This is a genomic window from Burkholderia sp. SJZ089, from assembly GCF_007828315.1.
Taxonomy (GTDB): domain Bacteria; phylum Pseudomonadota; class Gammaproteobacteria; order Burkholderiales; family Burkholderiaceae; genus Burkholderia; species Burkholderia gladioli.
Genome location: NZ_VIUM01000045.1, coordinates 1 through 13665 on the forward strand (window position 1 = coordinate 1; position 13665 = coordinate 13665).

General features: G+C 58.2%; 11 protein-coding genes and 2 pseudogenes. 3 read left to right on the top strand and 10 right to left on the bottom strand.

Going from position 1 to position 13665, the window contains the following annotated elements; all coding sequences use genetic code 11:
- Window positions 1–696 precede the first annotated feature (696 nt).
- Entirely contained in the window at window positions 697–1701 is a 1005-nt protein-coding gene (locus FB600_RS36595; protein WP_145758281.1) for a pyridoxamine 5'-phosphate oxidase family protein, read from the top strand.
- A gap of 241 nt (window positions 1702–1942) precedes the next feature.
- Complete coding sequence (locus FB600_RS36600; protein WP_145758280.1) at window positions 1943–3199, top strand: IS256 family transposase; 1257 nt, start codon at window positions 1943–1945, stop codon at window positions 3197–3199.
- Window positions 3200–3294: 95 nt separating this feature from the next.
- On the opposite strand, the gene FB600_RS36610 is transcribed toward FB600_RS36600, so the two are convergent.
- The 4 genes from FB600_RS36610 to FB600_RS36625 form a co-directional block, all read right to left on the bottom strand.
- Window positions 3295–4671, bottom strand: coding sequence for an MATE family efflux transporter (locus FB600_RS36610; RefSeq protein WP_145758279.1), 1377 nt, complete (start codon window positions 4669–4671; stop codon window positions 3295–3297).
- A 107-nt stretch (window positions 4672–4778) separates the two neighbouring features.
- On the bottom strand, window positions 4779–5246 hold the full coding sequence (locus FB600_RS38030; protein ID WP_145758278.1) for a site-specific integrase: 468 nt from the start codon (window positions 5244–5246) through the stop codon (window positions 4779–4781).
- Window positions 5247–5609: 363 nt separating this feature from the next.
- Window positions 5610–5954 carry a hypothetical protein gene (locus FB600_RS36620; protein ID WP_145758277.1) on the bottom strand — a complete coding sequence of 115 codons (345 nt, stop codon included), beginning with the start codon at window positions 5952–5954 and terminating at the stop codon, window positions 5610–5612.
- Window positions 5955–6048: 94 nt separating this feature from the next.
- The gene (locus FB600_RS36625; RefSeq protein ID WP_145758276.1) at window positions 6049–6291 is read right to left on the bottom strand and encodes a hypothetical protein; all 243 of its coding nucleotides are present in this window, start codon (window positions 6289–6291) and stop codon (window positions 6049–6051) included.
- Window positions 6292–6531: 240 nt separating this feature from the next.
- On the opposite strand from FB600_RS36625, the gene FB600_RS36630 reads away from it, so the two are divergent.
- Window positions 6532–6888 (top strand): hypothetical protein, encoded by a 357-nt coding sequence (locus FB600_RS36630; RefSeq protein WP_145758275.1) that lies wholly within the window; start codon window positions 6532–6534, stop codon window positions 6886–6888.
- Between the two features lie 188 nt (window positions 6889–7076).
- Here FB600_RS36630 and FB600_RS36635 read toward each other — a convergent pair whose 3' ends face one another.
- The 6 genes and pseudogenes from FB600_RS36635 to FB600_RS36660 all read right to left on the bottom strand — a co-directional run.
- Complete coding sequence (locus FB600_RS36635; RefSeq protein ID WP_145758274.1) at window positions 7077–7475, bottom strand: VOC family protein; 399 nt, start codon at window positions 7473–7475, stop codon at window positions 7077–7079.
- Window positions 7476–7762: 287 nt separating this feature from the next.
- Complete coding sequence (locus FB600_RS36640) at window positions 7763–8512, bottom strand: hypothetical protein (RefSeq protein WP_145758273.1); 750 nt, start codon at window positions 8510–8512, stop codon at window positions 7763–7765.
- Between the two features lie 543 nt (window positions 8513–9055).
- Window positions 9056–10211, bottom strand: a pseudogene (locus FB600_RS36645) (IS256 family transposase); the annotation flags it as partial.
- Between the two features lie 81 nt (window positions 10212–10292).
- A pseudogene (locus FB600_RS36650) lies at window positions 10293–11014 on the bottom strand (IS6 family transposase).
- A gap of 165 nt (window positions 11015–11179) precedes the next feature.
- The gene (locus tag FB600_RS36655; RefSeq protein WP_145758272.1) at window positions 11180–12139 is read right to left on the bottom strand and encodes a hypothetical protein; all 960 of its coding nucleotides are present in this window, start codon (window positions 12137–12139) and stop codon (window positions 11180–11182) included.
- A 39-nt stretch (window positions 12140–12178) separates the two neighbouring features.
- The coding region (locus tag FB600_RS36660) for a thioesterase domain-containing protein (RefSeq protein ID WP_261383550.1) at window positions 12179–13665 on the bottom strand (1487 nt) is incomplete at its 5' end.

The window sequence follows — 13665 nt, forward strand, 5'->3', positions numbered from 1 at the left end:
TGGAATTCCTTCTGTCTCGCCGCTTCCGCTTGTTCAGCGAGGGCCTCCATTTGCACCTTCAGCTCTTGATATGTCGCCATCCTTTGCTCTCCTGAGTTTCTGGCCTACCTTCGCCCTCATTCTGCAGCTCGGTCTTACCACCCCTGGGTCATGCCATCGTCCAAATGAATTAGGACATCAGGCGAGCGTTTCAAGTTTCATGCGACCAGCGGCAAATGACATTTGCACACTCCCAGATCGTCCGTTACTGCTGGGCGTTGACATAGAGCATGGTGGTTTACAACGATCCCTACTCCAGTAGTTGCTACAGAACATCGATTGCCATGTCGGCATCAGCCAACTGCATTTCGAACATGTGATGAACACGTGCGTCGAGGTAGCCGCCAGCTGCTGGCGCATCGACTCTTCGAGATCCGGCCATCGATCGAGCAGGCGCCCAAGGGCCCATCCACCACCGGCCCACCACACGCGGGCACGCAGCAGATGATGCACGTCGCCTTACCTGTGACCGTCGCCCTAAACAACTGACAAGAAACAATAAGTGGGAGTCGGTCAGCTTTGAATTTAAATGAGAATTATTCGCATTGATGTTTAATGCTACCATAGAACTCTCACTCTGCAAACGGGGACACGAGAGTCGCACACAGAGCAATCAATTAGTCGGTATTGGTGTAATTTTCCTCAGGAGTGCTTTTTATGTCCGACATCATCCAAACTGTAGGATCCTTGGAAGCATGTATCGGCAAACGACCTGCCGCCGCAGATTTGAAAGTCATCGATCACATGGATGGCTGGGTAGGACGATGGCTGGCTGCTTCCCCTCTCGCATTCTTAGCGTTCAGCGACCCAAGCAGCATCAAGCTTACCCTTGCGGGCGGATTGCCTGGATTCGCGTCTCGGATCGATGACCGACGATTGGCACTGGCGCGCGGAGTGCTCGACCATCCCCAGCAAGCGTTGAGCGGTCGCGGGGTAGCACTGCTCTTTCTGATTCCTGGCCTCGGCGAGACGATGCGCATAAATGGCGTTGTGGCGCTCAATATCGAGGATAAGATCGTCATTTCAGTTCAGGAGTGCTATGCGCATTGCGCAAAGGCATTATTGCGGTCGGACTTCTGGAACCCGGTAGAAATCGGTGTGCCCTTAACTCCTACAAACTTCGTGGCAAGAAGCCGGTTTATGGCGTTAGCGACCGCAGATGCCAGCTTGCATACCGATATAAGTCCCAAAGGGGATCCAGCCGGACTTCTAGCGCAAGCACATAATGACACGCTAACTTTCCCTGACCGCCCTGGAAACCGTCGCGCGGACAGTTTCCGCAACATTCTGGAACGACCGGACGTCAGCGCAGCTCTGCTGGTCCCAGGTAGCACCCGAATCATGATTGTGCAGGCCGAAGCACAGCTAACCACGGATGCCATGTTGCAAAAATGCTTTGCCGTACAGGATAGGGTTCCAAAACTAGTCACCAAACTCGCACCCAGTTCCATCATGCACTATGAAAGCGCCGCACTCATGCGTGCAATGCCATGGTGCTACCCGTACTCCCTGCCGGGAATCGATCCATCAGAGATTTTTTCCGCACACATCAAACTGAACAAAACAGCAGGCCTGCGAGCCTCTCTTCTCAAAGGCATCGCTACCCTACCGGGCCTCATGCGCAAAGGTCTCGCTTTAGACTATAAGCGAAATATGTACTAAATCAGTTTTACTGACCCTCAAAGGGCATCGTGATGCCTGTCCTGCAGAAGCGAACAGGAGGCACTCAACATTCATCATGCGCCAACCGAAATCACATCGCCCATGAAGACACGAGTTATTGTCGAATCTGGTGTATGGGACGGGAGGGAGGCGGGAGAAGGCGGTGGCGATTGAAGGAGAGTGTTGCTTTCCAAGGTAACAACCCGACAATCGGAACCCACCACCATGGCGAAACGTACGCATGAAGCGAACAGCAGTCAAGCAACAGAAGCAGACATCAAGGGGCCTGGACGATTTGATCCAGCAAGGGGCGCGGCGGATCATCCAGCAGGCGATCGAGGTGGAGTTGGCGACGTTGCTTGAGCAGTATTCGAACGTGAGAACGATTGACGGCAGACAGGCGGTCGTGCGCAATGGCTACCTGCCGGAGCGCCAGATCGTCACGGCCGTCGGTCCGGTGCCGGTCCAGGTGCCGAAGGTCCGCGATCGCTCGGGCTCGAGTGTGAAGTTCAATTCGACAATCGTGCCGCCCTACGTGCGCAAGTCGCCACGCATATCGTCGTCACTGCCGTGGCTGTACCTGCGCGGGGTCTCGACGGGCGACATGAGCGAGGCGCTGTCCGAGTTGCTCGGCGAGCAGGCCAAGGGCCTGTCGGCGAACACCGTGAGCCGACTGAAGGCCGCGTGGTCGGACGAGTACGAGCAGTGGAACAAGCGCGACCTGTCAGCGTCGCGCTGGGTCTACTGGTGGGCCGACGGCATTCATACGCAAGCCCGCACCGAGGATGCCGACGGACAGTGCTTGCTGGTGATCATCGGCGTGAAACCGAATGGCGAGAAGGAACGCGTCGCGCTCAGTGACGGCTATCGAGAATCGAAGCAATCGTGGCGCGAATTGTTGCTCGAACTGAAGGCGTGCGGCCTGCAGGCACCGCCGCTGCTGGCGGTCGGCGACGGCGCGATGGGGTTGTGGGCGGCGCTCGACGAGGTGTTCCCGCAGACGCGGCATCAGCGCTGCTGGTTCCACAAGATCGGCAACGTGCTCAACGTCATGCCGAAGTCGCAGCACGGTAAGGCCAAGGCGGCACTCGCCGAGATCTGGAACGCCGCGACGCGGGCAGATGCGATCGTCGCATTCAAGCAGTTCGTCGACACGTACTCGGCCAAATACCGGAAGGCAGTCGAGAAGCTGACAAAGGATCGCGACGCGTTGCTCGCCTTCTACGACTTCCCGGCTGAGCACTGGCAGCACGTGCGGACCACGAATCCGATCGAATCGACGTTCGCGACGGTGCGTCATCGCACGGGCCGCACACGCAACTGTCTGTCACGCGCAACCTTCCTCGGGATGGCGTTCAAGCTCATCGAAGCCGCTGAACAGTCTTGGCGGAAGATCCGCGGCGTCGACAAGATCGAACCGCTCCTGAAGGGCATTCCCTTCAAAGACGGAACCCCGGTGATCGAGAGCACACCGGCTCCTCAACCGCTGGCCGCCTGATCATGCTGACCCGACCGCGTACACCAGAATTGACGATTGCTCATTAGACGCCACGAGGAGACAAACGCGACACACGTCCCGCAGTTCGTAACCATTCATAACCGCATTATTCCGTCTTGCTTCTCCAACAATGCGAGCCGCCATTTAAACCCGGCAAGCAGCATGACGGCAGTCGCGGCCAACCCGGCCGACAGCCCAATCCAAGCGCCGTAAACTCCACGGCCGAACAGCATTGCAGCCGCCCATGCAATCGGCATCCCCATCATCCAGTAACCCGCGAGAGATATCCAGAAGGCGCTCCGCACATCGCCGAGCCCCCTCAAAAGACCCACGCCGATATTTTGACTGCAGTCGAAAAACTGCGTCAGCGCCGCGATCGTCAGCAACCCGGTCGCGAGCCGCATCACATCGGCATTGTTGACAGAGGCTTGCGTAAGGAAAGGCGCAAGGACACACCCTGGTACAGCAAGGTACGGAAATGCGATGATTAGCATCACGCAGGATCCCAGTGCCAAACCTGTGTAACCGATGCGCCGTGCGCGGCGATAATCGCGCTGTGCACACGCATGAGTGACGCTGACAGATAGCGCGTGTGAGAGCCCAACTGAAAACATGAACACAATGTAGATTACCTGGCTGACGACTGTTTGGGCCGCTAGTGCATCTGCCCCAAGTGTGCCGATCATCAGCGAAAGCACGGTAAAAAAGGCAGCCTCCGATCCATACGTCGCGGCAATTGGCGCGCCCATCATTAAAGTTTCTCGAAAAACATGGGCATCGGTACGCCAGAACGTAAGTGACAGATGTTGGCGTAGTGCAGTCTGGTGCGTCGCGACCGCAAGAAATGCGAGGAATGAAAACAGGTACACCATGCTCGTCGCATATGCGATGCCGGTCAGACCCAGAGAAGGCAAACCAAACCGGCCGAACATCAGCGCATAATCGAGCATCGCGTTGACAAGAATCGATACGACTGTGATCGCTAGCAGCGGTCCAGGCTTGCGAAGCCCGACGGTGTACTGGCGCAGCGACTGGAACCACAGGCAAGGCATCATGCCGGGAGCCGCCGCCGCAAGGTAGAACGCGGCCTGTCGCGCGACGTCTGCATCCTGGCCGAGCCACACGAGCGGACGCTCGACTGCAACCATCAAGATCATGAACACAACTGAGATGAACGTCGACAAGCCGAAACTCGCCCGCACGAGCTGGAGGACTCGGGCATGATCCCCTCGTGTGTTCGCGGACGCGACCAAATTAGCAGTGCCCGTTACGAGGCCTGCGCCCATCGTGCGCAACTGATTGAACAGGGCCACTGCAAGACCACCTGCTGCGATTTCTCGTGGGCCGAGCATCCCCATCATGACAATGTCCGTCGTGGACACCGCTACTTGGGCAAGCTGGGTGAGGACAAGCGGCGCTGCAAGCGTGACAATATGTCGAACATCGAGCCAAAGCGGTTCTTGCGGTTTCATGCAGAATATAGTTAGAAAGGGCAACGCCCCGGTTCAAGTGCGGTGGCCTACCGCCCTGTGATGATTTCGGTGGTTGTACTTACCATGGCCTCCCATCTCAATTGCGACTACTCGCCGCGACCCGCGGCAAGCCGCGCATGGCACTTCGCGCTCTCCGGACGCATGCGCTGCTGCTCCGCATTGACGTAGATGGTTGTGGTCTGCAGCGAGCCATGCCCCAGCACCTGCTGCAGCACCTCGATCGCCATGCCGGCTGCGGCCGACTGCGTCCCGAACGTGTGCCGAAACGCGTGCGGCGAGGTGCCCGCCAGCTGCCGGCGCGCCGACTCCTCGAGATCCGGCAGCTGCTCGAGCAAACGCCCGAGGGCCCGCGTCACCACCCGCGACACCAAGTCGTCGCGCATGGTGCGCAACAGGCGCTCGACGTCCAGGATCTCGTGCTCCTCCGGATCGAAGTAGAGCCGCGCGATCGTCGCGACCGGCAGGCCCTTCACGCGCGCGCGCAGTGCCGTGAATTCCGTGCGGCAGTAGGTTCGGGGCGGGGGCAGTTCAAGTTGCTGCGGGCGGTTGGCCATGGGTATCGGCACCAGGGGTGGACGAATCGGACCGAGCGCCGCTCGGCAATGAATAGGGATGAGCGCGGAGGGTTTCCCACCAAGGCGTGGACTCGAGGGCGGCGAGCCACTCGAGGCACGCTCGGCCGTCGTCGGTCAGCGTGGCGAGTTCCTCTGGGACAGGACAGTGGGGAGCGCGCGCGGACACCGGCTGCTGGGACAGTCGAAGGGGTTGGCGCACCCAGGCGACGAAGCCCCACCCCACCAGGGTATCAATCGTCGCGTCATGCCGGTGACGCACCACCTGGCGTCGGCATACGTGGCGAAGCATGGCCAGCACGGCTGCATGAGAGGGCACACTGGAGTGCATGGATGGATTGGCGTTCATGTGATGGGGATGTCCCCTCCTCCTTGCAACGTGCCGGCCACGGCCGTCTGGTTGCCCTGGTCGGCGCCGTCTTGGCGCGGCTCGAGCTCGTCGTGCCGCAGCGTGGTGGGCAGAACCGTCGAGGGGAACGCGCGGTGAGTCTCGGACAGGCACTCGTCGAGCGATCGGGCGAGTTCGCCGATCGCGTTGACGAAAGTGGAGGCGTCGGATCCATAACGATGGGCGAGCTGCGCCAGATCCAACAACGCCGCGTAGCGCGCCACGCACTCGGGAGGTAAGTCCGCGGAAGGGGCCGGCCGGGACAACACCGCACACCCGCTGATCAGCAGCAACAGCACCACCAGGAGATGCAGCTTGACGCGGCGCAGGATCGCCGCGACGGCGCGCGGTCCTGAGGAAGGCCTGCGGCCACGACCCTGATCAGCGGTTCGGCGTTCATCGCGGCAACCCCAACATGGCGCGCAGCCGGGCTTCGTCGTACTGATACAACAAGGCGACGGGGTCGCGCTCGGCAAGCAGGTCATTGACGAGCCGGCGCCAGAGATCGAATGCGCCGCACGCGCGAGCCCGACCCAGCTCGGTCTTGTTGGCGTCGAGCTGCGCGGTCGCGTCGAGCTGCCGAAGCACTTCATTGAGGACGTGCGTGGTGATCTGAGCATAACTGAGGCTAACGGGCACGATGGCTCCTGGGATACCGCGATGATGGCGTGCGCGCAAACGGGACGGACGGGTCGCCAAAACGCACATCCAGCCGGGCTCGCTCGGCTTCGAACTCGGCCGTGGCCAATGGATCGGCCGGGTCCACCAACACCTGCATCAGGCAGCACCAGCGCACGAAGGCGCCGTTGGCGATGGGTTGGACCATCGGCCACGACTGGGGTTCGTGCGGCGCTCGTGGACGCACGGTTGGTGCGATCCGTGAGCAGGCGCGTCGTCATCATCCGGCCGTGGAGCATCCGATACCTCGAGCAAAAACGACGTACGACACAGGCTGGGGCGCCCAACGCCTTGCGCCGGCGGCTGCCCTGCCAAGTCGGACCTATTGAATGCGATCCACTCGCCGCGACAATTCGCGTCGCGCTGGCGCGGCACGTTGACCAGGACGAGCTGCGGGCGGCTCAGCCGGTCGGCATCGAGCGCGGCGTACACGACGAGCGGCGCGCGGGCAAGCCGCGCGAACCCGATCCCGACCGGGTCGAAGGGCGCGAGCAGGGTGTCGGCCGCGTGCAGTGGGACGGGCGGTCCTCGCTGCCCTCGCGGGGCGGTGGTGTGTAGTCGGTCGGCGTGCGACGCCGGCGGCCAGCCCACCCTGCTCCACTGACTGGCTAGCCGTCGGCGCTTCCCAACGCGGCTCACCAATACAAGGGTTTACCCTATATTTGCGTAGGCGTAATTGGGGTTTGAGTAGCAATCGAACAGAAAACCTACATAAGCTTCGCCCAATCGTTGGCCTCATCCGTGGGTCACGGCGCCGAGTTGAACACGGCCTCGATGTGGTGTCCGTCTGGGTCGATCACGAAGGCGGCGTAATAGTTTGGTCCGTAGTGGGCTCGCAGTCCCGGAGCACCGTTGTCTCTACCTCCGTGATTAAGCGCTGCTTTATGAAAAGCGGCGACGGAATTCCTATCCGGCGCAGCGAAAGCAAGATGAAAGCATGGAACCGGCGGATGCTGCCCCTCTGGCCTAAACTTGATTGCAAGCTCATCGCCGCCGCCCTCGGGCCCATAGCCGACCGCCTGGCCGGCTTCTCCCGGTCGCAGATCTTCCCAAACCCGCACATATCCAAGTGAGCCAAGAGCCGCGTCGTAAAATGCAGCGGCACGCTCGATATCGGAAACACCTAATGAAGCATGATGTAGCATTCGTCCTCCGATTTCAGGGCGCTAGCCTTTGCAACAAACCCCGGTTTTCTGTGTCACGACACTGTCGATCGCAAAAGCCCCGGAATACCCGTCGATTTTCATAAATACCCGTGCAAAAAACTATAGCGGATAAACTCTCTGCCGTCTGAGTTTAATTGAAGCCGGGGGACGTCGCTGTACGCGAAATCGAGACAGAGTCACTCGCATGCCGCCTGCTCGCCTTGAAATCAGATTGGCTACATCGTCACAGAATAGTGGGGCATTTCAACGTTCAAATAAGGAAGATATTAGATTCTTATAAATTTATATGTACTTTCGTAACAATCCAGAGGCCTTACGGGCATCAGCCCCATAGGGACTGATGGGTGCTCTATTTGTACATTTAAATTGTTTCGCCAGCACAGCTTCGTTTTTAGAGTTGCCATGAAGCAGAAGTATTTCTCATCATTCACCGCACCAATTTCTCGGGCGATGCCGCGATAAATGCTTTCCTCGATCCCACGCCTTCCACCAATAACTAGACTCGCAAAGAAATCCTCCTCGCCCTTCAATGATCCATCTCCAGAAAAAACCATAAACTTTCTGCGAACCCTCTCCGACAAAGCTGAGCCACTTCTTATCGCAGCCAATTCGAACATGTGATCACAGGATCGATCGCTTAATGGCCCACCACATTCCATACCACACATACGCCGATTGGCAGCCAAGAATTTTTGAATTATTAATTCCGAGTCCGAGAATAAAGCATAGAGCAAATATTCGGGCTCGATTAGTTCTCTACCGCCCGGCACCCAGTTAATTGCAGTCAATTTCAACGCACAAGATAAATAAATATTATGCTTAAGTGACGATAGGTCCCCGAGGACGAAGTAGTCATACAATCCAATAGTGGCGTGACCTATCGCAAGATCTTCGCAGCAATGCACAAATTCACATGGCGAAACTTCCCCCGCGGATATTTTTCTCTTCGTCCGAGCGATGTGCTCAATTGCGGCATCAACGTCCCTCATCCTCTTCTTTACTAAATTTCCGTCCATTCTCATCCTCGCGCCATGAAGGTGAATTTCTCAAAAAATCCCATCCCATGGATTTATTTTATGATTGAAACACCCCCCATTTAAGACATCAGCAACAATAATCTCACTCCAAGGAGCACATTAGAGTCTAATGAATATTGTGAAGCGATATTGCAAAGGATTGACAAAATATCGACTCGACCCTATCCGGGATGCATTATGGACATCAGAGGCTCTTAATCAGCAAGCAACTCCACCCAAACGGTTCTCGATGCTGATTTTTTGCAACGCCTGAGGGGCAAGTTTGGACGGCGCTGTCACGTCAGCGGAGTATGTTCACAGGGGGCGAGCGCGACCTGCCTATTTCATGCGGCAGACGGATTCTGGGTGACCTCGGCCAATTCACGCCACGTCGAGAAGCGTACGTATGCGGTCTTTTAACGACGCCCGTCAGAGGTTGGGAGTGGCAGGCATGCTCCATGGCACGAGGGCGGCATAGTCGTCGGCGGTTGCGGCGAGCGGCAAGGGGCTGTCAGAATTTTCGTGTTCGAAGCGGGTTGAGCATCACACGGATGGCCGGACAAAACGCTCTTCGTAGAGGATGGCAAACTGATTCATGGCTGCCTTCCAATCATGCGCGGCGCGTCCCCAGTCAGCCGTAATGTTACGCAAGGCCAACCAGATGAGCTTGGTGGCCGCTTCGTCACTGGGAAAGTGACCTCGCGTCTTGATGATCTTGCGCAACTGCCCGTTGATATTCTCAATCGAATTGGTAACCGGCATGATATAGCCGGTGCCTCACGATTCCGCGCCTGGGCAATTCAAGCGTATGGTGTGACCATCCGGGACAGGGGCACTGGGGAGCACTTCGGGTGGGCAGGCCGTTCTTATACGATGAGCCGTGAGCTCGTGTTAGTAGTTGGCCGCTTCCGCGCTCGCCGCCGTGTAGATCGGCCGGACGGCCGCGGCCAGCCCTCGACGGTCTTTCCAGCTCGCGTAATCCAGGCTGTTGCGCATCAGATGCACGATGCAGGTCTGCAGCGTCGTGGCCGGAAATACGGCTGCCAACGCCTCAGGCATCCCTTTCAGTCCATCGGTGACGGCGATCAGGATGTCGTTCACACCACGCGTTTTCAGATCATTGAAGACCTTCATCCAGAACTTCGTGCCTTCGATCCAGAGCCCTAGAATGTCGCGCGTTCCATCGGGCAACACGCCCAACGCCAGATAGATGGCCTTGTTCCTCACGACGGCGTTTTCCCGGATCTTGACCCGCAAGGCATCGAAGAAGACGACCGGATACATCAGTCCAAGCGGCCGGGCTTGCCCGGCCGTGACCTCGGCCATGACTTCATCGGTGACGGAGCTGATGAAATCCGGCGACACCTCGGTGCCGTACTGTTCGAGCAGAAAAGCCTGGATTTCTCGCACGGTCATGCCGCGTGCGTCCCACGGGGACTAGCTTCGCGTCGTACATCGCCACGATCTTGCCGTCGAAGCCGGTGAAGCGGCGTTCGTGCTTGGGAATCAGCAGCGGCTGGAAACTGCCGTCGCGATCGCGAGGCACCTCGATACGGATCGGGCCGTCCTCGGTCAGAACCGTCTTGGCGCTCTTGCCATTGCGTTGATTGCTCACCTCAGATGGCTTGGCCGCGCCCGACGCGTAGCCTAGATGGTGATTCATTTCACCGCCCAGCGCGCGCTCGATCAGCGCTTTCTTGAGTGCCAGCGTGGCGGCGTGGCTTTGTCAAGTTCAGTGTAGGAGGCTGTTCGAATTGATGATACAAAGGAGTCCTGATGATTATCGAGCGAAGCCTGCGTCGCTCCAGCGGTACCAGCTGGCAATGCGTTCCTTCAGCCGGGTGCGGTGATCCGCAGCCCTCATGCAGTGACGGGGTAGCGCAAAGTGTTGCCGGATCGGACCGAAACGTGAAAGGAAAGCCTGGGTGCGCAGCGCATCGCGAAACCCCTGCATCTGGCGCTCACGCCGGCGCGTGGGCTGGTGACTGTTTTCTGCCCGGTTGTTCACCCGGGCACAGGCCTTCACAAACACGTGCTTCACCCCGTCCAGTTCGGGCACCTCTGCCTTTGCCGCCCGGTAGCTGCGCAACTGGTCGGTGACGATCTTCCGGGGTACCGGGTTTGCGCGCAGGATGCGTCTGAAGAAGCGTTCGCGGTCGCCTTGTCGCGGCGCTTCTGCAGCAGCACGTCCAGTTCGGTCCCATGTTCGTCCACCGCGCGCCACAGCACGTACGGCTCGCCGCGCAGCTTCACGAACAGTTCATCGAGATGCCAGGTCGTGCCCGGCCTGCCGCGCACGGCTTTCGTGCAATGGGCAAACTGCGCGCCGAACCGGTCACACCAGTTGCGTACTGATTCGTAGGTCACAGTCACACCGCGCTCAAGCAGCAACTCCTCGATGTCGCGCAGGCTCAGATTGAAGCGGTGGTACCAGCGTACCGCGCAGCTGATGATCGAGGCCGGGAAGCGGTAGCCGTGAAACGGGTTGCGGGTCTTTGGCATTTCCCCATTCTATCCGCTGGGCGCTTCAAGTTGACATTGCCAGCGGTGGCCCTTGAACGAAATCGGCGATTCGAACTGGGGCTGAACGGCAACGGCGCATGTCTTCATGCCTTACTATACAAGCATCGACGCAACAACCTGACAATGCCGCGTGAATAGATATATCTACGCAAAAGCAGCAGTTATCTTACGTACTCCAGAGCCCGGAGACCAGTTGTTCGCCGCATGTGTCCACGTCATATTGTTGAATACGATCATCTCACCCGGCATCAATTTATGAGTTATCCTCTGCCTGAAAAGCTCTTTATACATCACTTTCGAATTTATCATTCTCCGGGCGGAGGCATTGTCCATTCCCGAAGCTTCAAGATCATTTCCCGGCTTCTTTAGCAAGCCATCCTGCTCGAGCAGTTGCATATATTCATATGCGGAGTCGCGATCTATACTCGCGATGCTATCCCAATAGGCATACATATCCTGCCCGAGGATCCGCGAGTATGTTTTTCGTGGCCTAGCGAGTACGTCGACAAGCGTGAGACCCGCAATATCGGAAATGCTCTCTCGCAGTATCTCGTCGTTGTCACGCAAAAGATCGGCATGTATATCTATGTTATAGCGTGCCCGCGCCCGTATCGCCTCTTCCTCCTTAAACGACGTCGATGTAAGTTTGCCTCGGCGGACTCTTTCTCGCAAAGAAGACCATGCCGCACTCGACTGGTCCACCTGCATCAAGATCGTTTCGCCGCCGTCGGTGCTATTTTCATAGCAAAAGAATGAGGCTAACTGAAGCCCGATGGAACTGTTCCCCTCGGAATGCGGAGGAATGAACTGATATTCCTCGCGCCGGTTCACACTCATAAAATATTGGCCAACGTTTTCCCGATGACCATACGCACTGGCGAACCCAGCCTGAAGCTCCAGACTATCGTTTAGCCCGAGACCGCTGGCGATATCGTAGGCCGTTTTGTCCGCATCGACTGCTGTCAGATTTTTGATCAAGACGACCTTATCCTGCCGGATCCTGTCAACAATCGAATCGACATCGATCGCCGTCCGGATATCGTCGAAGACCATCAGATCTTCCCGATCTTCCGGTACGCCAGTTTCGCTCGTGCTTTCTGTCATCTCAAATTCCATATGTAGAAAAATTAAAATCGTTAGTCTTCATTCGACTAATCTCCAGACCGGAACGTGAGGACAAAGAGTATTCAAGGCATCCTTAGCCAGTATCGCGTTCGTGATCAGTCTTCCCAGGGTGGCAATATTTCGTGCGTGCATGATCGTCAGATGGTTGCCCGGTACTGGCACAACCATTATTTTCTCCGCTGGCTGTATTTTTCCCCACCCCTTCAAAGGTTCACTGACAGCGGCCAGTTCCGCATCGTTGTCCTGCGCCAGGAAAAGATGCATACGCGCCGTGATCTTGGGCACCGCATAGATTTGAACCGCACCCTGGTGCTCCGCTGTGCGCTGGAGATATTTGCGAATCATCTCCGCGGGCAACGCATGCAACTGCGTGGGCAGTACGCCCTTTTCGCGGCAGCCTTCTAGTAGTGCCTCGAAACTGAACGTCTTCGCCAATACTTTCAGCTCCGTCAGTGCGTCGGACAATCCCTGCTCCGCCAATGCATTGGACGCGCTGCAAAGCTCCATCAGGACTTCAGGCAGGAATACCTGCGGGGTGATATCGCGCTGCTGGCCCGGCGTGGCGGAATCGAGCAGGCCAAGGAACTCCACCTCTTCGCCAAGCGCCAGCAACTGCGCGGTCACTTCGTAAGCAAGCACGCCGCCGAACGACCATCCGAGCAAGCGATAGGGTCCGCTACCCTGCACCTGGCGCATCATGCCGATGATGCGCGCGGCCATCTCGGCCATGCTCCTAAGAGGCGGCGAACCAAACGGCACCGCCTGCAACCCGTAAACCGGAATGCTGTCGTCGATATGCGCGGCCAACGGAGCAAAATACGCATCCACGCCGTAGTAATCGTGCATGAGAAACAACGGCCGCTGTGTTCCCGTCGTGCGCACCGCGACAATCGCACTGGAGTCTGCCTGCATGACAGCACGCTCCGCCAGTTGCGCGATGGTCGGATACGTAAACAGATCGGCAATGGTCAGTCGAAGCTGATGCTTTTTTAGTTCTGCCAGCAGCCGGATCGCCGATAGCGAGCGGCCACCTAGCCCGAAGAAATCGTCATGGCGACCAATGCGCTCTACCCCAAGCAACGACCGCCACTCGGCAGCCAGCAGCGTTTCGATGCCCTCTTCCGGCGGCTCGTAGACATCGTTGGCGTGAGCACGCGCACCTGGAGCCGGTAGGGCCCGGCGATCCAGCTTGCCGTTCGATGTCAGCGGCAGAGCCTCCAGTTGCACATAGGCAGCGGGCACCATGTAGTCCGGCAGCGACGCCTGCATGCGCGCGCGCAACTCGACCACACCTGGGACGTCTGCTCCGGGCTGCACGGTGTAATAGCCCACCAGCCGCTTGTTGCCGCTCTCTTCCCGCACGATGACTACCGCTTCGCGCACACCCTCGCAAGCGCAGAGCTGCGTCGCGATCTCCCCGAGTTCGATACGGAAACCGCGCAGTTTCACCTGGTCGTCGTTGCGGCCGAGGTACTCGATCGTGCCGTCGGGCAGCCAGCGACCCA